The organism is Spirosoma soli, assembly GCF_042684525.1.
Taxonomy (GTDB): Bacteria; Bacteroidota; Bacteroidia; order Cytophagales; family Spirosomataceae; genus Spirosoma; species Spirosoma soli.
The window spans coordinates 73,354-96,026 of sequence record NZ_JBHULN010000002.1; the positions used below are offsets into that span (position 1 = coordinate 73,354).

The window sequence follows — 22,673 nt, forward strand, 5'->3', positions numbered from 1 at the left end:
TTTAGCCAGATTATCAGCACACAAGCAACAAACAAGTTAGTACATTCATTGACTGGCATTTAAAATGCTGATAGATGACCTGTTCGAGAATGTAGGTTACCTATTACTAATTGCCGCGCTGGTAAGAAGGCGTAAGACGTTAAAAAATAGTACTTTTGATACACTATGCTGCGTGTACCTGTCATACTTTATCTACTGCTTCTAAGCTTTATAGTCCACCCGTCTCGGGGGCAGTTGACGCATTCACTACGGATTGAGATTCCGTCTGACCCCAACGAAGCCGAAGCCTTCGACGTAACTCCTCTTGCCGAGCAAGGCGTATTAATGACCATCCGGACAGGTAATTTCTATGACAATACACCTGCCAAGTTCAATTTTAAAAAATTTAGTACCGATCTGAAGTTAGTATGGCAAGTATCGTTTACGCAAGATATCAAGTTTAAACCCGTCACCTCGTATCAGAACGGACAATACGTATATCACCTCTTCCGGGAGCCGGACACCGAACGGTTCATGTTTCTTCGGCTGCACCTCGACGACGGTGCCGTTGAGACCTTTGAAGGCAACTTACTTGAGCAATTTGACATCCAGCATTTCAAAGTAATGGGCGGTCAGGCCTACGTGGGCGGTTATCATCATAGCCGTCCGGTTGTTATGGCCTTCTCCTTCTTCGACCGTTCGGCTAAGGTCTTGCCAGGCATGTATATTAATCATATGGAGCTCAGTAGCCTGGAAATTGACGAAGCTCGGCAGGAAGTCAATGTATTGGTTCATTCACTAAAGCGCCATTGCAAGTTCTCGATCAGAACTTACAATTACGACAGCAAGCTGCTTCGTACCATTGATTTTGACGGGGCTAAAAACAGCCTGATCTCGGGCAAGCTCCTACCCGTCAATGAACATGAATCTCTGCTGGTTGGTAATTATTCTACCGATTGCACCCCTTACTCTCAGGGTATATACGTAACCCGAATTCATCATGGCGAATCAGCTGATGCCTCTACCGATGCAGTGAACCGAATTCAATACATCGAGTTTTCACAGCTTCAGAACTTTTTCAATTATCTCAAACCGCACAGACAGCAAAAGCTGCTGGCTAAGGCTATGAAAAAGAAAGAAGAAGGCAAGGACTACAAATTTCACTATCGCCTGCTTGTCCACGATTTACAACCAACCTCTGATGGGCTGACTTTAGTAGCTGAGGTTTATTATCCGCAGTATCGGGGTAGTACGCTTGCCTATGGAGGGTATTTGCGCTGGGCCGATCGTTACGAAGGATTTCGGTACACGCATGCATTTATCTGCGGATTTGATAAGCAAGGCACACTTCTGTGGGATAATTGTTTACCCATTAAAGAGTTGCTCAGTTCTGAATTGACCGAGATGGTTCAGATTTCACAACAGGGCGACCAGATGGTGCTGGCTTACCCCAACGATGGCGAAATCACGACCGAAGTGATTCAGGGCAGTAAGGTGCTGAAGGAGACCGAGAAGATTAAGCTTCAAACCAATGCTGAAGACGAGAAAGTAACATTTTCGGCGCAGGACAACCTAATGGCCTGGTACGACCGGCACTTTTTAGCCTGCGGCTTTCAGAAGATTGCTCCCACAAAAAGCTCTGGCAATCAACGTGAAGTATTTTATATCAATAAACTAACCTATAGCGCTGATTCTTCGGCAAACAAATCAGCAGAGGCTACGACCCGAAAAAACGACGGATCAGAACGATAATTAAGTTCAGAACAATACTGATTACGATGCAAGTTACAATTGGGAAATAGAATCCACCGCCGTTTTTATCTTCAATACGAATGTCGCCCGGTAAGCGTCCTAGCCAGCTTAATTTATCGCCAAAAAAGTAAATAACTGCGCCAATGACTACCAGCGCGGCTCCAATTAAAATGATGTATTTACCGGTTGTCGGATTCATTTGTCAACAACAATTGTTGTAAGTGAAACGGGTAATGCAAATCAAAGTTCAGATTTTAAGCAGACTTGTTAGAGTACTATCATAGTACTTAGTATGCTACCTCTGCTTGAGGTTTTGTATAACCCTTTTTAGACTCTCTATAATTAATACAATTTTAACTGAGCCTCACTTGCTTTTTACAAACATTTAACGTACTTTTGTACTAGATTTTACAAGCGACATCCGTCGCATCTCTGTTTCTCTCCTTTTTTATACGCTGAGTTAGGTCTAACAGAGTCCAGTACGGATGTACAGATGGGTTTTTCTGTGTGGACGCTCCCGGGTGGGGCACTTGCGCGTGGGCTAATCGTCGAATAATAAAGTTGTCTTTTCCCTTAGTAGGTTGGGCCGGGCCGCCAGAGCGGTTGGTGGTTCTTGTTGGGTCGTTGGGGCAATCGTTCGTTGGGCAATTCCTGCATTATCGCGCCGTTCACTGGCACACACTCGTCTTCGCTTGGATGGTTTATTCTTATTTCTTTCCAAGTTAATGAAAACGAAAAAAACGAAAACTGACGAACAGGACCAAGTTCTGAACGTAGACCAGACTGCAACGGACGTTGCCACACAACCTGACAATCAGATTGATGTAGAGAACGCCAGCATCGAAACAGTTGATGCCGAAAGCAATGCATCTGACGAAGCCGCGCCAGTAGCCGCTCCTGTTGCTGATCCTAACCAGATTTTATTCTCAAGTCTGGCCATTTCTGACGAGCTGTTACAAGCCGTTACGGATATGGGATTTGTGAGCCCTTCGCCGATCCAGGCGGAAGCAATTCCGCCAATTCTGGCAGGTCGCGATGTTATTGGTCAGGCTCAGACAGGTACCGGTAAAACAGCCGCCTTCGGCATTCCAGCCCTTGAGTTAATTGATGTTCAGGATCGCTCAGTACAGACACTTGTTCTGTGCCCTACACGTGAACTAGCGCTTCAGGTAGCTGATGAGATCAAGAAATTAGCTAAGTACAAGCGTGGCATTCGTATCGAAGCTATTTACGGTGGCGATTCGATTGAGCGCCAGATCCGGTCGCTCAAAAGCGGTGTGCATATTGTAATCGGCACGCCAGGCCGTGTGATGGACCACATGGAGCGCAATACACTGAAGCTGAACAAGGTCAAAATGATGATTCTTGACGAAGCTGACGAAATGCTCGACATGGGCTTCCGTGAAGATATCGAAAGCATTCTGGATGAGATGCCCGAAGAGCGGCAGACGATTCTGTTCTCGGCTACAATGTCGAAGCCGATCATGCAGATCACCCAGAAATTTCAGAAAGATCCTGTCCTGGTGAAGGTTGTTAAGCGTGAGCTGACCAACACCAACATTGAGCAGGTTTATTTTGAAGTAAAGCCGAAGGCAAAGGTTGAGGTAATGTGCCGTCTGATCGACATGTACGACCTTAAACTGCTGCTCGTCTTCTGTAACACGAAGCGGAAGGTAGACGAGATCGTTGAAGACCTGCAAGTCCGGGGCTATCAGGCTGAAGGTTTACACGGTGATTTGCGGCAGGCGCAGCGTAACAACGTAATGAGCAAGTTCCGCTCGGGTACAACCAGCATTCTAGTAGCTACCGACGTAGCCGCTCGTGGTATTGACGTTGACGATGTAGATGCCGTTATTAACTTCGACATTCCGCTCGACGAAGAGTACTATGTACACCGCATTGGCCGGACGGGCCGCGCTGGCAAATCGGGCCGCGCGTTCTCGCTGGTTGGTCGGGATGAGAAGTTCCGATTCCGTGAGATTCAGGGATACACGAAAGTTAAGGTTGAGAAAGGGGTGATCCCTTCGTTTGAAGATATCGTCGGTGTTCGTAAAGCCCGCTTTATCGAGCAACTGCAACAGACAATCCAGGAAAGCCAGGACCTTAACCTGTACGAAGACATGCTAACGCAACTACACCATTCGGGCTTCTCGACCGAGCAGATCGTGGCCGCACTGGTGAAGCGTAGCATGGGTTTAGAGAAAAACGAGTTTGCTGACCAAAACCTTGGCCTGGAAGATGACCGTAGGAATGGCCGTGACAAATACGCGGATCGGGGTGGTCGCTTCGACCGTAACGACGGACCAGACCGGCGCAGTGGATCACGTTTCGGAGACCGTGACCGGCCAAGTTATGGCGACCGGGGTGCTTCTCGCTTCGGAGACCGTGATCGACCAAGCTACGGCAACCGTGAAGAACGCGGTGGCCGTTTTGAGGACCGTCGGGGCGGTCGCGATGGTGATCGTAAGCCATACTTCGACCGCGACGAGCAACGTGCCCCTCGTGAGCGCGACGCTAACATGACTCGCCTGATGGTGAGCATTGGTCGTAAAGATTACGTTCGCCCAGGCGACATCGTTGGTGCCATTGCTGGCGAAGCCAACATCCCAGGAAACAGCATCGGTAGCATCGACATCTTCGACAAGTTTACTTATGTAGACGTACCGAAAGATGTAGCGAACCGAGTTCTCGACGCCATGGAAGGTAACACCATCAAAGGCCGCCGGGTGAATATCGAAGTAGCACGGTAATCGTCAGAACCGGGATTTAGCGGATTTATAGATTGGCAGGATTTTGGTCTTTTTAAAGATTCACAAAATTTGTCTAATCCATAAATTCGCTAAATCCCGGTTTTGATTATTCGTAATAATAGCCAAAAATTATCCCCATCTCGTCTTCACTGGTCAGGCCGAAATTGACAGTCTTATTAGTGGTGTTGTTATATGTTATTTCTGACGTCAACCCCTCTCCTTTCTGAAGATTAATAGGAGTCTTGAAGGTAATAATGTCTGGGTGTTCCCAATCCGTAGACGTGTAGACGACCTCACCATTGCGTGGCCCACCGTTAATTTTAATGACAAACTTCTCGCCCAGTTTGTGCATGTGCGATGTCAGCGTCAGGATTTTGCGTGGCTTGTCGAATGTAAACGATCTCGTTAATGTCACACGGCCGTTTGCCGGAATATTCAGGTTTGTGTTGCCTAAATCAAGCGTTTGAATAACCTGGGTTACTTTCGATTTATCTATTGTGTATAAATTGATTTGTGCTTCGCCTTTCATAACCGCATCGGTTTTATTGACATAATGCGAATTCAGATCGAGTGAAGCACCAGCCGGCAGTAACAGAGCCGCGCCCTCTGGAAACGTATAATCCTGATACTGAGCCTGAGAGCCAGCCAGATAAACGTGATTTGACATACTTAAAGCCGTTAACAGATTCAGCGAGTTATCAGCATTCCGCAGATCCCGTACATCATTCAGGTTGGGCAATATGTTCTTATTGCGAAAATCATAAGCGACGAAGTGGTGGCTACCACTGCGCATTTTAATCTCGTACCGATTGACGTAGATATCCTGTGTATTCCCTACCATCTTTCGCGTAAACAGCTCCCGCTCGAACTTGGGTTGAATATCAAACGGCGCAATACTCATCTGGATACCCGCTCCTGCTGTTGGAGCAGGTAACGGCTCATACGTAGCATCCGTTGTTGTTTTATCGTCTAAGAGCTTAGCATCAGCTACGCTACCTGTTTTAGGCGCGCCAGCCTCAATCCATCGCCGAACAAACTCAATCTGCCCATTAGACAATAATTGCCCACCCAATGGCATCGGATTACCGTATTGCTTACCGCTGTGATGACTGGCGGCTGCGTTTAATTTATGATACAGTAAGCTTTCTAAAGACGCAAAAGGCTTTACTCGTTTAAGCCTATCTGCCTTAGCTGAACTGTTTTTCGGATCGGCATCAACCAGGTTCTGATAGGCTATCCCTTCAGCCAGCACCAGCCCGTGCTGCGCAAAGCTGGGGTCCTTTTCCGACGCATGGCAACCCGATGTAGCGCAGGAAGGCGTCAGGATTTTTTGTTGCATTAAATCAAATGACGCCATCACGGCCGGGTCCGATGCTTCAGTACCGGTTTTCTGGCATGATACAAGATTTAATAATAAAGCAGATGCGCCAGCGGCCAGAGCTACACGGCTGTAAGTAAAAAGGTTCATGTGCTACGTATCAGACGGAGACTACGGAAAGATAACGGATTTCTGTCAGTTATCATGCAGTCAAGAATCTCAAGATCTAAGCTATTTATATTATTGGCCATTCTATAGTTACACCGAGAGATGTAACTACACAATTCGTCAAAACTGCAACACGAAATCCTGTTTAGGCTGCTCTTTGCGAAAAAACACTAACCCCACCCAGAACAAGTCGACAGTTACGCTAACTGCCGAATGTGCTTTAATGTATGCCCAGGCTTGTTCCATCTCGTCCGACCAGTGAATGTCGTCCATTATAAATACGGTATCATTGTGGATATAAGGCAGGCAGGTCTCAAAATAACGGACAGTGGGTTCATAGCGATGGTTGGCATCAAAAAAAGCTACATCAATGGGGTCTAGCGTCGCTATGTTCGGGGCTAGTGTTTCGTCTATATTTCCAACAATCACCTTCACGTTGTCGATGCTTAATCGAGTGAAGTTCTGTTGAGCAACAGCCGCCGTCTGAGGGCATCCCTCAAACGTCATCACTTGTCCGTTGAAGGGCTTGGTTGCCTCAGCCAGATACGCTGTCGTTACGCCAAGTGACGTCCCTAAATCAATAATAGTTTTTGCATCAAACCGACGAATAAGTCGAAACAGCAAACGGCCGAAACGAGCGGGCTTCTGCGAATGTCGGGCAATGTCTCGGATCGAGCGTTGCCGAGATGCGTTTACTTTAGAGCCTGCTCCTAAATCAGTAATATCAATTGTTTCCTTACTCTTACGTAATTGTTTACGGAGCATCCAGATGGGCATAAAAGCAACCTCACGGCGATTATCAGCTTTTATAACCTGTGTGTATAAGGCAAACAGAAAGGGCGAATGAAGCGAGTGTTCGTCGCGGGCGCGACTCAGATAGCGAAAATAAGGGATCAGCAAAAAACAGTTCAGTTTGGCAGCGGTTCACATTGTAATCTCCATATCATTGGTCTATTTGATAAAATGGAGTTGCGGAAAAACCAGCCGTAATTCATTTACGAAGTAACTACGCATCCGGTCATAGCAGCCGTTCCTTGTCAAAACGCTGATGTATTACAGGGGCACAATCAAACACACGGCTATGATAGCCAGTTAACGAATGAACGGGAGCAGCGTTTCCTCACTAGTTCAGTCTGTATGGCACAACCATAGTAAACTCGGGAATAGTGACACGGACTTGTTTCCCGTCTATAATGCGTTCAACGAGATACGTTCCGGCCATCTTGCCCATGCTTGACCGCAGGTTACAGCCCGATACATACTCATGAACCTCGCCGGGTTCCAGCACGGGCTGTAAGCCAACGACGCCTTCCCCTTCAACTTCGCGGACTGTGCCGTTCGAGTCGAAGATCGTCCAGTGACGCCGAAGCAACTGAATGGTGTAGTCGCTGGCATTCTCGATTGTGATTCGGTAAGTGAATACGTAGTGAGCCTGCAGCGGGCTGGAATAGTCCGACTGATACTCCGTTTTCACGCTAACCTTTACGCCTTCTGTGACTGACGAAACCATAAATTTTGGGTCGTTTGCAACCTTAGAACGAAAATTAAGTTGATTAGTTTTGTTACGCAAGAACCGCTTCTAAAAAATTTTCCGAGGGCGGCTTCTGGCATTCATGGCCTATAATGCCGAATCACTTCGATCAGTTCCCTACATGAAAGTATCTATCGCCGAATCATGGCAATCGCGGCTACAGCCAGAGTTTGATAAGCCTTATTTCCGTCAGTTGGCTGAGTTTTTACGTCAGGAGTATAGCACGCAGCGAGTGTATCCTCCGGGGCGGCTCATCTTTAATGCCTTTGACAAATGCAGCTTCGATGATACACGCGTGGTGATTTTAGGCCAGGACCCCTACCACGGCGAAGGGCAAGCTAACGGGCTGGCGTTCTCAGTGGCCGATGGCATTACAAAGCCACCATCGCTGGTCAATATATTTAAAGAAATTCAGGATGATCTGGGCAAGCCTGTTCCAAAATCCGGTAATCTTGAGCGTTGGGCTAGCCAGGGGGTTATGCTCCTGAACGCAACGCTGACGGTACGGGCTGGGCAGGCGGGTTCGCACCAGGGGAAAGGGTGGGAAACCTTCACCGACCAGGTTATTAAGCTAATTTCTGACGAAAAAGAGCATGTCGTTTTTATGCTCTGGGGCGCTTATGCTCAGAAAAAAGGAGCCGTCATTGATGGCAAGAAACATTTAATTCTGAAATCGAAGCACCCTTCGCCCATGGCAGCCCAGTGGGGTGGCTGGTTTGGCAACAAACACTTCAGCCAGGCGAATGACTATCTGGTAAGTAAAGGGCTGGCACTAATTGAGTGGTAATAGAATGGGCAGGGGGCGCAGGGCTTGGGGTACCATCTCCCCCAAGCCCTGCGCCCCCTGCCCTTATCTCTTTAATCAATCGTGCGGAACAGGCGGTTCCAGCGAATTTTGTTCCAGATGTTCGCTGGGTTAGGATCGAGCGACATCCAGACGAAAACTGCTTTTCCAACAATGTGGTCTTCGGGCACAAACCCCCAAAAGCGGGAGTCGAGCGAGTTATCACGATTATCGCCCATCATAAAATAGTAATCTTGCTTGAAGGTATACGACGTAACAGGCTGCCCGGCGATTTTGATGCTGGTAGGCGTCACCTCTACTTTTTCGTTGCCTTCGTACAGCTCTATTACCGGCCCGTACAAGGCAATGGTCTGCGTATTGATTTGAATCGTGGCTCCTTTTTTCGGAATCGTGATAGGTCCAAAATTGTCATGGTTCCACTTGAAGGTTGGCGCTCCATAAATCTGTGGCGACATTTCACCGGGTTTGTCAGCCATTGGTTCAATGCCTTTTACCCAATCAAACTCCTTGAATTTTGCAATCACATCTTCGGTCGTGTTTACGCTGTACCCAACCATGGTCGACGATCTGGTTGAGTCGTTGTACTGCTCCAGCGGCTTCCAGTTCTCGGTGGGCTGGCTGGGATCGCGGTAATCGTTAACGATCTCGTATTTCCGGAAGAAGTTAGCATCAAGCACTTCGGTTGTTTTAATGAAGTATTTCTGTTCGGAGCGGGGCGGTTTGGGAAAAGGTTTTCCATTCACAAATACCTCTCGCTGTCTCACTTCCAACACATCGCCGGGAATACCTATACACCGCTTGATGTAATTGGTCTTTAAATCAACGGGGTAGTCAATATTATCGTTGAGGTACTTGGGTGGGACATTGAATACGACGACATCGCCATTCTTTACGTGTGTGAAGCCCGGTAGCCGATAAGAAGGCAGTTGAATAGCCGTGCTGTACGAAGGAATGTTCGTTCCCCAGATTTTTTGATGCGTTAGTGGCACTTGTAACGGTGTTCTTGGTGTCCGGGTGCCGTAATGCAGCTTGCTAACAAACAGAAAATCACCCACCATGAGGCTATTTTCCATCGAAGGCGTAGGAATTGTGAACGCTTCCATAAACAGCCAACGAATGAGCGTAGCCGCCACAACGGCAAACAAAACAGAATCGAACCACTCCCGGATGGGTGATTTCTTGGCTTTAGCCGGTTTCATTTCGGCTCTAGTTTTTACCTCTGACACAGTATCTTAAATAATAAATGACAAACGATGGACAGGCGCTATCAAAAAATTAATAAATGCGAAGTTACGAAGGATAACTGGCTGAACGTAACCGCTCATCATACATCATCCTTCGTTTATCACTCCCCTAACAAGTCATCCATACCAAATACCCCCTGGCGACCAACGATCCACTCGGCCGCCACCACTGCTCCCAGCGCAAACCCTTGCCGACTATGCGCTACATGAGATATTTCAATTCGGTCAATATCCGACTCGTAGCGGACAGTGTGCGTACCGGGTACGGTTCCCTCTCGCAATGATTCAATCTCGACGGCATCTGTCGAGTCGACCAATGATCCAGCGGTTTCCTTGCCTACCCAACGACGTTTGTTAGGCAAGTGTTCCATGACACCTTCTGCTAACGTAATGGCCGTGCCACTAGGTGCGTCTTTCTTTTCAGTATGGTGAATTTCCGTCATTGACACATGGTATGACGGGTAATTACGCATAAACTGCGCCAAGGTTTTATTCAACCGAAAAAACAGATTGACGCCAATACTGTAATTTGACGCATAGAAAAATGCACCTTTCTTTTCACGGCATAATTCTTCAACGGAAGCTCGCTCACTTAACCAGCCAGTTGTTCCGCACACTACTGGCCAGCCGCGTTCCAGGCAATATGTGATATTTTCAACGGCTGACTCAGGCGAACTAAACTCAATGACCGCATCGACCGACTCGGTTGACAACTGATCCAAATCAGTATGGTTAACGCCGGGGTCAGCCATCCGGTCGATACGGCCGGCAATCTGATGACCACGGTCGAGCGCAATTTGCTCAATCGTTTTACCCATTTTACCGTAGCCAAGAAGAAGAATGTTCATGTATGGAATTATGATTTATGAATTACAATGTACAAGCCATATATCAACTACGTTATAGCTCATACACCATTAATCATCTATTACATTATTTAAACGTAAATGCGACGCGAACCCCCGGAACGATGCCTGCTCCCGGAATGGGCAATGCTCCCGGTTCGATACGCATCGAAATATCGTCGGTTAAATCAAACGTTTTCAGATGAGCCGCCACGTTCGCTTCAACAATATTAATACCCCAAAGGGCAGCCGAGAGCAAAATATTCAAATCACGGTAGCGCCGGTAGAGGTCATAGGCGTTCTTGGCTGTCGCAGTAGAGCGAATGATATTGTCACCAATCTGCACTTCAGTTACCTTATTTCCAGAGTAAGCCACAACGCCAGGAATCAATACAGGCTTCATTATTGTTCCAGGAACATTATCTGGAGGGACAGTGACGTACTCCTTTGGCGGGCCATACAGCAGCAACCGATATCCGTCAGCCGCTTCACTGGCTAACCCACGGTATTTTACAAACAGGTATCCCATTACGCCAAAACCAGCGTAGATAAACGGAATTTTATAATACTGTCGGTTGTATGCCTGCCCCAGGCCGGGCAACATCAATGAACGAAGGGTGGCCTTACGTGGGATGATCTTTCGGATCTGTGCCTCCTGTTTTTGCGTTACACGGACTGTGTCAACACTTAACGAAGAAAACCCTGAATTAGGCGTTAATACCGGACGGGTAGCACCGCTGTTAGGCACTCTAATACCATTTCGTTCTACAGTGGCTGGGATCGTGTCTGCTGCCGAACGGGATTGCCGTGTCGAGTCAGTCGCAACGGGCGTCGGGGCCGGCACGATGGCTGGCTGCTGCGCAAAGGCAAGCCTAATTGGCGAGTGACATACTAAAATGGCCGTGAGTAAGGCGAAAAAATACTTCATACTTACACAACGCCAAATGCCTTTCGCTCCCCCTTCTCGTTGGCCTTTTTAAAATAATTTAACACAATTACGCTTGAGAGTTCAAGACTTCCAGGATTTTAGTTAGCTCTTCCTGCGAGGTAAACGGAATCTTGATTTCTCCTTTATGTTTCTCATCGGCCTTGATCGATACTTTTGTGCCGAACAACGACGACAGTTTGAATTGAAGGCTGCGCATTTCCTGCTTAGGCAACGTAACCCGTCGGCTAGTTGCAGCTGGCTCATCGGCTTCGTCGGCCAGATTGCGTACGGCTTCTTCTACTTTCCGTACCGACCATTCTTCATCAACGGCTCGGTTGAACAGGCGAATCTGCGCGTCGGGGTTTTCAATGTTAATAATCGCCCGGGCATGCCCCATCGAGATCTTGTTATCACGCAGTGCCGCCTGAATAACCGGTGGCAGCTTCAGTAACCGAATGTAGTTATTAACCGTCGTCCGGTTTTTACCAACCCGCTCGCCTAATTCCTCCTGCTTCAGACTACACTCCGTAATAAGCCGTTGATAGCTTAAGGCAATCTCTATAGAATTGAGGTTTTCACGCTGAATGTTCTCAATCAGGGCCATTTCCAGCATCTGCTGGTCATTAGCTGTACGAACATACGCCGGGATGGTTGTTAATCCGATTAACTTCGAAGCCTGAAGACGTCGTTCGCCGGAAATCAACTGGTAACGGTCCTTACCTAACTGCCGAACCGTGATGGGCTGAATAATACCCTGTACCCGAATCGATTCAGCCAGTTCCTGGAGAGCTTCTTCATCGAATCGCGTACGAGGTTGGAATGGGTTTGTTTCAATCAGTCCCAGACCAATTTCGGTCATCGTACTGATCGATTCAAAGGGCGACGTTTTGGTCTGCCGGTTAACTGCTTCGCTATCATGCAGCAAGGCACCTAAGCCACGGCCCAGTCCAATCATCTTCTTATTCGGTGCTTTGGTGTTCGCGTTTTCCATGTGCAAGTATGTATGATGTATGATGTATGATGTATGATACAGCCTGTTGTCAAGTATGGCAGACTATACCATACATCATACATCATACATACTTGGTATTAAGCTTCCTGTGGCATCAAGCCATTTTTAATCAGAATCTCGCGGGCCAGGTTCAGATAGCTCACAGCTCCTTTGCTATCGGCATCCTGAGCCAACGCCGGTACGCCAAAACTAGGCGATTCGCTCAGCCGGATATTACGTGGAATAATAGTACTGAACACCATTTGCTGAAAATGACTTGTTACTTCGCCCACTACCTGATTCGATAGTCGGACGCGCAGATCATACATCGTTAGCAGGATACCTTCAATGGCCAGGTGCGTATTCAGTCTTGACTGGATAATCTTGATGGTGTTGAGCAGCTTTCCTAAACCTTCCAGCGCAAAATACTCACACTGCACAGGAATAATAACTGAATCAGCGGCCGTCAAGCTGTTGATGGTGATTAGACCGAGCGAAGGCGAGCAGTCGATAATAATGAAATCGTACTCATCGCGAATGCTGTCGAGGGCGTTTTTCATCTTATCCTCCCGATTCTGGAGATTGATCATCTCGATTTCAGCGCCTACAAGGTCGATATGCGACGGTAACAGATCCAGATTTGGAAAATCGGTCTGGATAATAGCGTCGTGTGGGCGAACGCCCTCCACCATGCATTCGTAGATGCTATTCTCGATTTCTTTTGGATTGTAACCCAGCCCTGACGTAGAATTCGCCTGAGGGTCCGCGTCAACAATGAGCGTCTGAAATTCGAGGGCGGCCAAGCTGGCGGCCAAATTAATTGTTGTCGTAGTTTTACCGACGCCCCCCTTTTGGTTGGCGATAGCAATGACTTTACCCATGGGTCTGTGCGTTGCAGTCCCAAATATGCCGGATAGTTTTCACGAATCCAAGAACTGTTCCACGGAATGTTCCACAAAGTTTGTTAAGTGGTGACGGTCAATGCATCTGTCAGAAAGCGGAGTTAGTGAGAATATGGCAAAGAAGATGCGACTTATAAGGAGAGCTTCCCTTTTTTTGACAAACTACTAAAGCAGTTCAGGGTGCTACGTTCAGTGTATATAAATTAGTTTAAGTGATGATTAAAGTTAGCGATTGATCATAAATCATTGGCTTTCATAATCTGTGAGCACCTTCATTACGGCTACTCAATTAAGCTGACCGTTCTGTTTTCCATACTCGATTGATTCCCAGCTTTCATCATTTCAGCCTTCTTTTTACACAATTCAACCAAGGATGGTTTGTAGCCTAACCTCCCATCGTCACTTTTGCGCACGAATCTAGTCAACGAGACTGCCCTAATTCATGCGCCACTTACTCTACTCCTGCCTTCTTTGCTTACTAACCAGTTTTGCAGTTGCTCAAACTCACTTTATTAAAGGTTCAGTGATTGGGGCGGATAGAAAATCAGTCGAAGGGGCAGTTGTCTCCCTGCTCAGCGCCACCGACTCTTCGTTCGTGAAAGGTGCTCTGGTAGAGGCCGACGGATCGTTCGCGCTGACCGGATTGCCAGCGGGAGCATTTCGAGTGTCAATCAGTTACCTGGGCTACCAAAACTACCTGAGCCAACTAATTACCCTCGGTGAACAGCAAACGAGCCTTACCCTACCCACCATAGTATTACAAGCGGCTGAGAAGAGCCTGAACGAGGTGCAAGTGGTAGCCAAAAAACCATTTGTAGAACAGCGCATCGATCGGGTAGTTGTAAACCCCGACGCGCTCATCAGCAATGCCGGGACGACCTCGCTGGAAGTACTCGAAAAAGCACCCGGTGTTCAGGTCGACGCCAACGGGATCATCAGCCTACAGGGACGAGCGGGTGTAGTGGTATTTATAGACGACAAGCCAACGTATCTATCGGCTACCGAATTAGCCAATTACTTACGTTCATTACCATCGGGGTCGATTGAAACGATTGAAATCATGACCAACCCACCCGCCAAATACGACGCAGCTGGTAATGCGGGGGTTATTAATATCCGGCTGAAAAAAACCAAAGCACGCGGCCTGAACGGCGGCTGGAATGTCAGCTACGGACAAGGTCGCTTGTTCCGCAGTAACAATAGCGGCAATCTTAACTACCGCATGGGTAACCTCAACTTCTTTGGTAATGCCAGCCTGAATGCTAACAACATGTATCAGGACCTAACAATCTGGCGCGAGTACTTTACCCCTACCGGACAAAAACAGTCAGTCTTTACGCAAAACTCATTCATTCGGCGCCGGTTCAACAGCGCCAACTTCAAAACAGGCGTAGATTGGTACGTGTCGAAAAAGTCAACGCTGGGTTTGGTGTTGAGCGGTTTTCGTAATCCGACGAACGCGACCATCACCAATAATGCCCGTGTGCTGGATGCTACCCGCGCTAGTTCGGCAAGGGTTGAAGCGTTCAGTCCGTCCGACCGGGTGCTCGATAACGGTAGCGCCAACCTGAACTACACGTATAAATTCGACAGTAGCGGACGCGAGCTCTCCACCAATCTGGATTACCTCACCTACCGATCTGCCATCGACCAATCGCTGACCAACACTGTTTTTGCGACGGATCAACCTGTAGTTAAGACTATTCTGGAATCATCGCTACCCTCAACCATTACCATTCAGACCGCCAAAGCCGATTATGTGCATCCGCTGGCCGGAGGGGCCAAACTCGAAGCGGGTGTGAAGTGGAGTAACATTCAGACTGAAAACGTAGCTGATTTCTTCGATGTGGTGGGTAACCAGCGTGAACCAAACTACGAATTTTCGAATAACTTCACCTATCGCGAAGTCATTAATGCGGGTTATCTAAATTACAGCCTTGAGCGCAAACGGTTCACCCTTCAGGCAGGACTGCGCTTCGAAAACACAGCCATTCGTGGGGAGCAACTGGGCAACGAGATGGTGAAGGACTCATCGTTCACGCGGCAGTACAATAGCCTTTTCCCCACGTTCTACACTACGTATCGACTCGACTCAGCGGGTAAGCAGCAGCTACGCTTCTCCTACGGCCGACGGATTGACCGGCCCAATTATCAGGCTATGAATCCGTTCACTTACCCTATGGATCGCTTCACGCTTTACGGCGGCAATCCATTCTTACGACCCACGTTTTCGGATAATTTCGAGCTATCACACACCGTTAACAACGCCATTACGACTACTCTACGCTACAGCCGGGCCACTGATGTTATTACGGAGACCATCCAGCAGGAAAACCAAATATTCTACAGTCGTCCGGGCAATATCGGTAAGCAGGTAAGCTACGGTATCAGCCTTAATGGTACGTGGCAGCTTGCCAAGTGGTGGACACTACAACTTTATACCGAATTGATGCACAATAGCTTCCAGGCGACCCTGTACAATCAGACATTGGATAACTCCGGAACGTATTGGCAGGTAGCACCAACGAACCAGTTCCGACTCAGCTCATCCTGGAGCGCCGAGCTGAGTGGTTCATACCAGACACGCTCTTACTTCGGGCAGTTTATTATCATTCCCATCGGTCAGGTTCGTGCCGGATTAGCGAAAAAAGTCTGGCAGGATAAGGGTTCGCTCAAACTGGCCCTCAGCGATGTATTTTACACGAACCAGGTCGGTGGCGACATTCAGGGACTAGCCAACTCAACAGCTCGGTGGTACAGCTATTTCGACAGCCGTGTAGCCACCCTTTCATTCTCATACCGCTTCAACAGTGGCCAAACGCTACGTCAACGGTCAACGGGCGGTTCAGAAAGTGAGCAAAGCCGGGTAAGAAGCTAAGGGGATAAGCGCCGGTGCATCGCTGGGTTCACGTCTGGTTCAAAAAGCCCCCTGGGTTAGCCTCGGGCTGAATAATTTGGCTTAAATTTCCGGCAAACTTTCCGCAATGAAGCTTGTATATACTCCTACCAGTAAATTGTAGAAAGCAAATTTGACCTATAAACTTGTGAGTTATAGCGCCCCTCAACTCCGAACCGTTAATGTGACTCGCTACGTCACTCCTTTGCGCGAAGGTGGTTCGTTGCCTGCTCTCATTGAGGCAGACGATGACTTTTTGTACGTCCTGAAATTTAGAGGGGCCGGGCAAGGAGCCAAGGCATTAATTGCCGAACTAATTGCGGGCGAACTAGCGCGGCTGCTGGGCCTGCGCGTCCCCGAAATTGTCTTTACCAACCTCGATATAGCTTTCAGCCGCGCCGAACCCGATGAGGAAATCCAGGACCTGCTCCGAGCCAGCATCGGGCTCAATCTGGCGCTTCACTACCTGTCGGGTGCCATTACGTTTGATGCCCTCGTCACCACTGTTGACCCCAAACTTGCCTCGCAAATTGTTTGGCTCGACTGCCTGGTGACGAACGTAGACCGCACCGCCCGCAACACCAACATGCTCATCTGGCATAAAGAGTTGTGGCTGATCGACCATGGCGCGTCGCTTTACTTTCACCACTCAGGACAAAACTGGGAAGAGCAGGCCAGGCGGCCGTTCGTTCAGGTCAAAGATCATGTATTACTCCCTCGGGCCAGCGAACTTGATAGCGTCGACGCCGAGTTTCGCTCCGTTCTAACCCCCGATCGTATTGAAGCCATTGTTTCATTGGTTCCCGATGAATGGCTGACGGACGAGTCGTCGGATGTTTCGGCCGATGAACAGCGCCAGGTTTACGTTCAATTCTTAGCGACCCGACTCGCCCATTCCGAAATCTTTGTCAAAGAAGCGCAACATGCCAGAAAAGCACTTGTTTGAATACGCCATTATTCGCGTTATGCCGCGCGTTGAACGCGAGGAGTTTCTGAATGTAGGCGTCATTCTGTACTGTCCTGCTCAGGGCTTTTTGCAAACTGTGTACGCGCTACCCGAAGAGCGGCTACGTGCTCTTTTTGGCGACATCAATCTACCCGAATTGCACGAACGCTTACAGGCCTTTGAGCGCATCTGTGCGGGTCGGGCCACCGGAGGAACCATCGGCCAGCTTCCCATAGCCGCTCGTTTTCGCTGGCTGACGGCCACTCGTAGCACCGTTGTACAAACATCGGCTGTTCATCCGGGTCTATGCACCGATGCCGCAGCCACCCTGGCCCGGCTACATGCTCAGCTGGTTTTGTAAACTGTTTGCGAGACAAACGTAAAGCAATTGGCCGAATTCGAAAGGTTTAGGCCGAGACTAAAAAGACTTGTTGCTAAGCCCATACTTTGGTGCCTTCGGTACAGTTCCGACACATCTCAATCTCGGAACGTGACCGGAGCAATGTCTGACGAAACTCGTTGTAGGCAGCCCCTTGCCAGAGGTCAGCGAACGACTCTGTCTGGAGGTCGCCGAGCCGATGGTGAGCGTCTTTGTCGAAGCAACAGGGCACCACAAGGCCGTCCCAGGTAATCACGCAGGAGTGCCACATCTTCCAGCAATGGTCACCAAAGCCGTTTTTGATTTGGTACGTGCCATCAGACTGAGGAGCATAACGGCTGTATTGATCCAAGGTCGGAATCAGGTCAGAGCCGTGTTCGTAGTCATAAATCTGAGCGGTCTTCAACACCACTTCATCCACGCCTAGCGCACGGGCAAGTTGCTTTACTTCGGCAATCTGGTGCTCGTTCGGTTTGACGACCAAAAATTGGAACATCACATGGGGTGTGCGGGACTTAAGCTCTTTTTTCCAGCGCAGAATGTTCTTCGTGCCCTCAAGTACTTTTTCGAGTTTCCCGCCTACCCGATACTGCTGGTACACCTCCTGCGTGGTGCCATCAATAGAAATAATTAACCGGTCCAGCCCCGACTCCACCGTTTTACGGGCATTGGCATCCGTCAGGTAATGGGCGTTGGTACTGGTAGCGGTATAAATGTTACGATCCGTGGCGTAGCGCACTAGGTCCAGAAACTGAGGATGCAAATACGGCTCTCCCTGAAAATAAAAAATCAGGTATAGCAAGGTATCGTGCAGTTCGTCGATGGTACGTTTATACAGGTCTTCGCCCAGCATACCGGTTGGCCGCGTAAACGACCGGAGTCCGCTGGGGCATTCGGGGCAGCGCAGGTTGCAGGAGGTTGTAGGTTCAAACGACACAGACATGGGTAGTCCCCGGTGCATCGACCGCCCATTCTGCCTCGACAGATAATAACTGGATACCACCTTCAAGGCGTTGGCTACGCGTTTCGGTGTCAGTTTAGAAGCAAAGTTGAGGCCGTCGCGGTAGCGACTAACCGTTTGGTTACGATTCATGGAACGAATAAGTCCTCCAATCTAACTGCAAAAGGGTTACGGTTTTCCTGTGGTTCGCAAGCTAAAATCAAGAAAAACTCCACTAGCAGCCGATCTATTTTTTTGTCTTCAGCCATTTGCACAAACTTCATTTCCTACCAACTTAACCACCAGTCTTTCTTAGCATGGGGAGACGTTTGTTCAAAATGCCATTGGTTCAGTCACGCCAACAATTCATTTACCGTAATCGCAAAATCGTTTAGCACAGGGTGCGCTGAGCAGGTGTCATCATCTGAGCAGATTTGTACAGTCTTGCGGCTGGTGTATATGTAAACTTCTTTATTTTCAGGAAAGATATGCCAAACGACTTGTACTCCCGCCCGGAAATATTCGATCCGTTTAGCCTCTACTTTCTCGCTTTCATCGGTAGGCGATATAATTTCAATACAAAATGCGGGAATTGGTTCATCCTCCTCATTACGAATTTGCTCATCCGAAAAATAAGCGATGTCAGGGCATCGCATCTGAATGCCCGTCAACATTACATCTTGCTCGCAGATAAGTTCGCCCCCTGCCGCATGAGCGGCCGTTCGAATAAAAAGCCTGTTCAGGCGTTTGATCAACTGCAAATGTTTCCGTTTCATGCCTGAAAATCTGATCAGTTCGCCATCGTTCCATTCGTATTTGTAGCCGTCGTTTGGCTCAAATCGCAGAAACTCCTCGAACGTTGTTGGCAGGGCAACGGCCTGAGATGAAGCGTTTAGCATAAAATATTTTTGATTTCACCAAAGTTAGTCTATGCAATAGACCGTTAAAAGCCTGTTAGATCAAACTAGTTCAACCCGCCAGACCCGGCACTCACTTTCCTCAAAAATCAGTTCGCCAGCGGGAAAATCAGGGATCGTGTCGGGCAGGGTTCCGGTCATTGCAGAAGCGAAAACGTAACCGGTTGGTTCAATGTGGGTCCAGGCAATGTACTCCGCTTCACCGGGCGCCACTAGCCAACGGGTTTCCCGACCAGCTATTTCAGCCCAGATACGCTCGGCGCATTGCCGGATGCTCAGAATGGCAGCAAACTGATCGGCGTTTTGCCCCCATTCAAATGGGCCGTGCGTCACCTTGTCGGGCTGGCGATCATCTTCAATTCGAAAAACGTACAACTTCGTGTACTCCTCGTTTGCCCCGCGCTGCTCATGCCGGTTACGCACTTCAAAACCCAGCCCAACGTAACTCGGCATATCCGTCAGAAACAGCGCCGTGAAATAGCGAAACAGATTGCCAGTGCGGTAGAACTCGTCGAAGCGCGGGTCGTCTTTATCGGCGGTCATCACTGTAAAGTTCGGTGCAAACTGTCGCGTTCGCAGGTAGCGATCATACTGCACAAACTGGCGTGTGAACTCGTCCGACCCTACGACCAGCGATTGCAAATCGCCCAGCGTCGAGTCAGCCTCAATCGCTTCGAGATGGTCGAGCTCGTTGCCGTAGCCCATCGTATTGGGCGGGGCCAGGAAGGTTTCGGCGAAGAATGCGTAATAAGGTGTGCCGTTGGCCTGAACGTATTTCTTAATGGCCCGCAACGGATCGTAATACTCATCGATCACGTCAGGGACTCCATCTGGCCGCATCTGCACGTGGGCCATGTCGCCCCGCATAAAATCAAAGTTGTATTGCCGCTGGCAGTCGTGTACCTTACGACAAATGTAGGCCCAGGCAGCATGGTTGGGCTTATTGAAGTCAAGCGCCCAATTTTGGTTGTTGTCCTTAGCCTCGTAGAACCGGTACCTGGCCAGAGGCCCAAACACCCGCGACATCTGCTGTGGCTCATCGAACGCGTATTGGTACCAGATTTGGCCAAAATCGTCGACGACAAAATCAGTCGGATCAATGTGCAGCCCTCGATACGGCGGAGCCATCGTCATGGGCAACGTCTCGAAGCCTTGCGCTGTCAGGTGACGAATGAGCGCGAGCCGACGGTTTAGTCGCCCACCATAATCACGGGCATTGCCGAATAAAATACGCAATCGCTGGTCATCGGTCAGAATAGCCAGATCGGTTGAGAAAAACACATCTTTAGGGAAGGTCAGCAGTGTACCGTCGGCAGCCCCGTGAAATTTAAGAAACTGCCAGATGGCTTCTTCGACGTATTTGTATACCAGACTACTGTGGTCAGTAAGTTCAGGCCCGCTCCGGTGCACCCACTCAAACAACGAAGGGCAGGCCAGCACCATTTCCGAAAAACGGTCGGTATGCGGAATAACATCCATGCCCACTGTGCGCCCCATAGCGTGCAGCAGGTTAGTAACCACTTTAAGCTGCTTCTCAACCGTATCGAGCGCCGGTACATAACGGGCCAGGTCTACATCGAAGAACTCAGGATTGATCTGCCAGCTTACCATGCCGTATAAACTACCGACAACCCCCGGCTCCCAGATGGGCAACAAGTGAATGCTATCATGGGAGGCTGGCAGCGTCAGCACGTAATTAATGACCTTCCAGAAGGAGCCGATCGTCCGAACGTTGATACCGACCATGTTACTCCGCTTCAGCCACGCGCCATCTGAATATACGGCGGCTGGGCTTTGGATAGTGTCAGCCGGATCTAGTGCCCGCCGTAACGCATCGTTGCCCAGTCGCTTGTGCAACATCTCGAGTGTTTGATAGACTGTAAGCTGGACGGCCGTCTGCGGTAGCAGGTTAGCCAGAAACGACGCCTGCCCTGATTGATAGTCGTTTACATACGCCGTGTAGTTCTTATACCAATCGGCTTGCAGGTCATTGATGGTGGTAGGCATAGGACAAAGATAGAAAACATACGAACAGCCGAACTGTTCAGGCTTCCGCTTCTGAAACAAGACCGACGTTCCGTATTTATTGTTTGGCGGCTTCTTCTGTTAACAGGCCATCCGTTTGCATACCTGTCATCTGTACGTATTGCTGACCAGCCACTCGTCCGACGGTTGCCGATCCGGTAAAGGTCAAAACTGTTTGTCGTACGTATCGTTTAGTGTCAATAGCGAGCAGGGAATGAATATGCAGGACGTTATTATTATTGGTGGGGGATTGGCGGGTCTGGTCAGTGCGTTAGAACTGGCGCGGGCCAATCACACAGTCACACTGATTGAACGAAAGACCTATCCTTTTCATAAGGTTTGTGGGGAGTACGTCTCAAACGAGGTGCGGCCTTATATCGAGTCGCTGGGTATTGATTTAATGAGATTAGGGGCAGCTGATATAAAGCGGTTTCAGGTGTCAGCCCCATCGGGACGGCTGCTCGAAAGCCCCCTCGACCTGGGCGGTTTCGGCATCAGCCGCTATACCCTCGACTATGAGTTGTACACCCTTGCCCAAGCCGCCGGTGTTCAGTTCATGCTGAACGAGCAAGTTGAAGACGTAACGTTCGAGCAGGAGCGCTTCACGGTTCAGCTTACTGACGGTCAAGCGCTGGAAAGCCGGTTGGTGATCGGGGCTTTCGGCAAACGTACCCGGCTCGACAAAACGCTTAATCGGTCGTTTATGCAGCCCTCCGCACCAGCGCATCGGTCGCCTTACATTGGAGTTAAGTACCATGTTGTCATGGACTTTCCCGACGACGTAATCGCGCTGCATAATTTCGCGGATGGCTACTGCGGCATGTCGGCCATTGAAGACGGTAAGTACTGCGTGTGTTATCTGACAACCCGCGAAAACCTCCGGCAATTTGGTAACGTCGCCGATATGGAGCAGGCCATTTTGTGTCAGAATCCTCACTTGAAAGCCGTTTTTCAGGAGGCCGATTTCTTATTCGACAAGCCCGAAGTCATTAACGAAATATCGTTTGCTCCCAAACGAGCCGTTGAACACCACATGCTGATGGCGGGCGATTCGGCGGGACTGATTACGCCCTTGTGCGGCAACGGAATGGCCATGGCCATTCACGGTGCTAAACTGGCCAGCGAGTTATCCGACGCTTTTTTACGTAGCCAACTCGAACGATCCGAACTCGAACGACGCTACCAACGCAGCTGGTCGGCTATGTTTGCCCGTCGGTTATGGGTGGGTCGAAACGTACAAAAGCTGTTTGGTCACCCCTGGCTGACGGAAGCCGGTATATGGGCTTTTGGTACGTTTAAGCCTGCCCTGCGAAGCGTGATGCGGCAAACGCACGGAGACGTGTTAGCGGTATGAGAG

The 22,673-nt window shown here is 49.1% G+C and carries 19 protein-coding genes; 7 read left to right on the top strand and 12 right to left on the bottom strand.

The window, feature by feature from the left end:
• Nucleotides 1-165: 165 nt before the first annotated feature.
• Entirely contained in the window at nt 166-1,731 is a 1,566-nt protein-coding gene (locus ACFSUS_RS03830; RefSeq protein ID WP_381519328.1) for a hypothetical protein, read from the top strand.
• Here the strand turns inward: ACFSUS_RS03830 and ACFSUS_RS03835 are convergent.
• Entirely contained in the window at nt 1,697-1,930 is a 234-nt protein-coding gene (locus ACFSUS_RS03835) for a DUF2905 domain-containing protein (RefSeq protein WP_381519331.1), read from the bottom strand. The genes ACFSUS_RS03830 and ACFSUS_RS03835 overlap by 35 nt on opposite strands.
• A gap of 526 nt (nt 1,931-2,456) precedes the next feature.
• Between ACFSUS_RS03835 and ACFSUS_RS03840 the strand changes: the two genes are divergently transcribed.
• Nucleotides 2,457-4,481, top strand: coding sequence for a DEAD/DEAH box helicase (locus ACFSUS_RS03840; protein ID WP_381519334.1), 2,025 nt, complete (start codon nt 2,457-2,459; stop codon nt 4,479-4,481).
• Nucleotides 4,482-4,587: 106 nt separating this feature from the next.
• On the opposite strand, the gene ACFSUS_RS03845 is transcribed toward ACFSUS_RS03840, so the two are convergent.
• The 3 genes from ACFSUS_RS03845 to apaG all read right to left on the bottom strand — a co-directional run bounded on the left by ACFSUS_RS03845 (nt 4,588) and on the right by apaG (nt 7,477).
• Complete coding sequence (locus ACFSUS_RS03845) at nt 4,588-5,949, bottom strand: monooxygenase (protein WP_381519337.1); 1,362 nt, start codon at nt 5,947-5,949, stop codon at nt 4,588-4,590.
• Between the two features lie 138 nt (nt 5,950-6,087).
• Nucleotides 6,088-6,867, bottom strand: a complete 780-nt coding sequence (locus ACFSUS_RS03850; RefSeq protein ID WP_381519340.1) for an O-methyltransferase — start codon at nt 6,865-6,867, stop codon at nt 6,088-6,090.
• A gap of 223 nt (nt 6,868-7,090) precedes the next feature.
• A complete protein-coding gene (gene apaG / locus ACFSUS_RS03855) occupies nt 7,091-7,477 on the bottom strand; it encodes a Co2+/Mg2+ efflux protein ApaG (protein ID WP_381519342.1) in 387 nt (128 codons plus the stop codon).
• Nucleotides 7,478-7,619: 142 nt separating this feature from the next.
• Between apaG and ung the strand changes: the two genes are divergently transcribed.
• Nucleotides 7,620-8,285, top strand: a complete 666-nt coding sequence (gene ung / locus ACFSUS_RS03860; RefSeq protein ID WP_381519345.1) for a uracil-DNA glycosylase — start codon at nt 7,620-7,622, stop codon at nt 8,283-8,285.
• Between the two features lie 71 nt (nt 8,286-8,356).
• Here ung and lepB read toward each other — a convergent pair whose 3' ends face one another.
• The 5 genes from lepB to ACFSUS_RS03885 form a co-directional block, all read right to left on the bottom strand.
• The gene (lepB, locus tag ACFSUS_RS03865; RefSeq protein WP_381519348.1) at nt 8,357-9,529 is read right to left on the bottom strand and encodes a signal peptidase I; all 1,173 of its coding nucleotides are present in this window, start codon (nt 9,527-9,529) and stop codon (nt 8,357-8,359) included.
• A 119-nt stretch (nt 9,530-9,648) separates the two neighbouring features.
• Complete coding sequence (gene dapB, locus ACFSUS_RS03870; protein ID WP_381519350.1) at nt 9,649-10,395, bottom strand: 4-hydroxy-tetrahydrodipicolinate reductase; 747 nt, start codon at nt 10,393-10,395, stop codon at nt 9,649-9,651.
• A gap of 85 nt (nt 10,396-10,480) precedes the next feature.
• A complete protein-coding gene (locus tag ACFSUS_RS03875) occupies nt 10,481-11,320 on the bottom strand; it encodes a DUF5683 domain-containing protein (RefSeq protein WP_381519353.1) in 840 nt (279 codons plus the stop codon).
• 67 nt (nt 11,321-11,387) lie between these two features.
• Nucleotides 11,388-12,311: a ParB/RepB/Spo0J family partition protein gene (locus ACFSUS_RS03880; protein WP_381519355.1), complete on the bottom strand. Its 924-nt coding sequence runs from the start codon at nt 12,309-12,311 to the stop codon at nt 11,388-11,390.
• Between the two features lie 98 nt (nt 12,312-12,409).
• Nucleotides 12,410-13,192 carry a ParA family protein gene (locus tag ACFSUS_RS03885; RefSeq protein WP_381519358.1) on the bottom strand — a complete coding sequence of 261 codons (783 nt, stop codon included), beginning with the start codon at nt 13,190-13,192 and terminating at the stop codon, nt 12,410-12,412.
• A 463-nt stretch (nt 13,193-13,655) separates the two neighbouring features.
• Between ACFSUS_RS03885 and ACFSUS_RS03890 the strand changes: the two genes are divergently transcribed.
• The 3 genes from ACFSUS_RS03890 (at nt 13,656) to ACFSUS_RS03900 (ending at nt 17,416) form a co-directional block, all read left to right on the top strand.
• Nucleotides 13,656-16,091, top strand: coding sequence for a TonB-dependent receptor domain-containing protein (locus ACFSUS_RS03890; protein ID WP_381519362.1), 2,436 nt, complete (start codon nt 13,656-13,658; stop codon nt 16,089-16,091).
• A 166-nt stretch (nt 16,092-16,257) separates the two neighbouring features.
• A complete protein-coding gene (locus ACFSUS_RS03895; protein ID WP_381519365.1) occupies nt 16,258-17,055 on the top strand; it encodes a HipA family kinase in 798 nt (265 codons plus the stop codon).
• Nucleotides 17,033-17,416, top strand: a complete 384-nt coding sequence (locus ACFSUS_RS03900) for a DUF3037 domain-containing protein (protein WP_381519368.1) — start codon at nt 17,033-17,035, stop codon at nt 17,414-17,416. The genes ACFSUS_RS03895 and ACFSUS_RS03900 overlap by 23 nt, the downstream gene beginning before the upstream one ends.
• Before the next feature lie 73 nt (nt 17,417-17,489).
• Here the strand turns inward: ACFSUS_RS03900 and ACFSUS_RS03905 are convergent, their stop codons facing one another.
• The 3 genes from ACFSUS_RS03905 to ACFSUS_RS03915 form a co-directional block, all read right to left on the bottom strand.
• Nucleotides 17,490-18,527 (bottom strand): SPASM domain-containing protein, encoded by a 1,038-nt coding sequence (locus tag ACFSUS_RS03905; protein ID WP_381519369.1) that lies wholly within the window; start codon nt 18,525-18,527, stop codon nt 17,490-17,492.
• A gap of 200 nt (nt 18,528-18,727) precedes the next feature.
• Complete coding sequence (locus ACFSUS_RS03910) at nt 18,728-19,273, bottom strand: Uma2 family endonuclease (RefSeq protein WP_381519372.1); 546 nt, start codon at nt 19,271-19,273, stop codon at nt 18,728-18,730.
• A gap of 60 nt (nt 19,274-19,333) precedes the next feature.
• A complete protein-coding gene (locus ACFSUS_RS03915; protein WP_381519375.1) occupies nt 19,334-21,298 on the bottom strand; it encodes a hypothetical protein in 1,965 nt (654 codons plus the stop codon).
• Nucleotides 21,299-21,536: 238 nt separating this feature from the next.
• Between ACFSUS_RS03915 and ACFSUS_RS03920 the strand changes: the two genes are divergently transcribed.
• Nucleotides 21,537-22,670, top strand: coding sequence for an NAD(P)/FAD-dependent oxidoreductase (locus ACFSUS_RS03920; protein WP_381520513.1), 1,134 nt, complete (start codon nt 21,537-21,539; stop codon nt 22,668-22,670).
• The last annotated feature ends 3 nt before the right edge of the window (nt 22,671-22,673 follow it).

Bases quoted from the DNA above. Each gene is read 5' to 3' on its own strand.
- ACFSUS_RS03830 (WP_381519328.1), top strand. From the start codon at position 166: ATGCTGCGTGTACCTGTCATACTTTATCTACTGCTTCTAAGCTTTATA.
- ACFSUS_RS03880 (WP_381519355.1), bottom strand. From the start codon at position 12,311: ATGGAAAACGCGAACACCAAAGCACCGAATAAGAAGATGATTGGACTG.
- ACFSUS_RS03845 (WP_381519337.1), bottom strand. From the start codon at position 5,949: ATGAACCTTTTTACTTACAGCCGTGTAGCTCTGGCCGCTGGCGCATCT.
- ACFSUS_RS03875 (WP_381519353.1), bottom strand. From the start codon at position 11,320: ATGAAGTATTTTTTCGCCTTACTCACGGCCATTTTAGTATGTCACTCG.
- ACFSUS_RS03885 (WP_381519358.1), bottom strand. From the start codon at position 13,192: ATGGGTAAAGTCATTGCTATCGCCAACCAAAAGGGGGGCGTCGGTAAA.
- dapB (WP_381519350.1), bottom strand. From the start codon at position 10,395: ATGAACATTCTTCTTCTTGGCTACGGTAAAATGGGTAAAACGATTGAG.
- ACFSUS_RS03835 (WP_381519331.1), bottom strand. From the start codon at position 1,930: ATGAATCCGACAACCGGTAAATACATCATTTTAATTGGAGCCGCGCTG.
- ung (WP_381519345.1), top strand. From the start codon at position 7,620: ATGAAAGTATCTATCGCCGAATCATGGCAATCGCGGCTACAGCCAGAG.
- ACFSUS_RS03890 (WP_381519362.1), top strand. From the start codon at position 13,656: ATGCGCCACTTACTCTACTCCTGCCTTCTTTGCTTACTAACCAGTTTT.
- apaG (WP_381519342.1), bottom strand. From the start codon at position 7,477: ATGGTTTCGTCAGTCACAGAAGGCGTAAAGGTTAGCGTGAAAACGGAG.
- ACFSUS_RS03905 (WP_381519369.1), bottom strand. From the start codon at position 18,527: ATGAATCGTAACCAAACGGTTAGTCGCTACCGCGACGGCCTCAACTTT.
- ACFSUS_RS03920 (WP_381520513.1), top strand. From the start codon at position 21,537: ATGCAGGACGTTATTATTATTGGTGGGGGATTGGCGGGTCTGGTCAGT.
- ACFSUS_RS03840 (WP_381519334.1), top strand. From the start codon at position 2,457: ATGAAAACGAAAAAAACGAAAACTGACGAACAGGACCAAGTTCTGAAC.
- ACFSUS_RS03900 (WP_381519368.1), top strand. From the start codon at position 17,033: ATGCCAGAAAAGCACTTGTTTGAATACGCCATTATTCGCGTTATGCCG.
- ACFSUS_RS03915 (WP_381519375.1), bottom strand. From the start codon at position 21,298: ATGCCTACCACCATCAATGACCTGCAAGCCGATTGGTATAAGAACTAC.
- ACFSUS_RS03910 (WP_381519372.1), bottom strand. From the start codon at position 19,273: ATGCTAAACGCTTCATCTCAGGCCGTTGCCCTGCCAACAACGTTCGAG.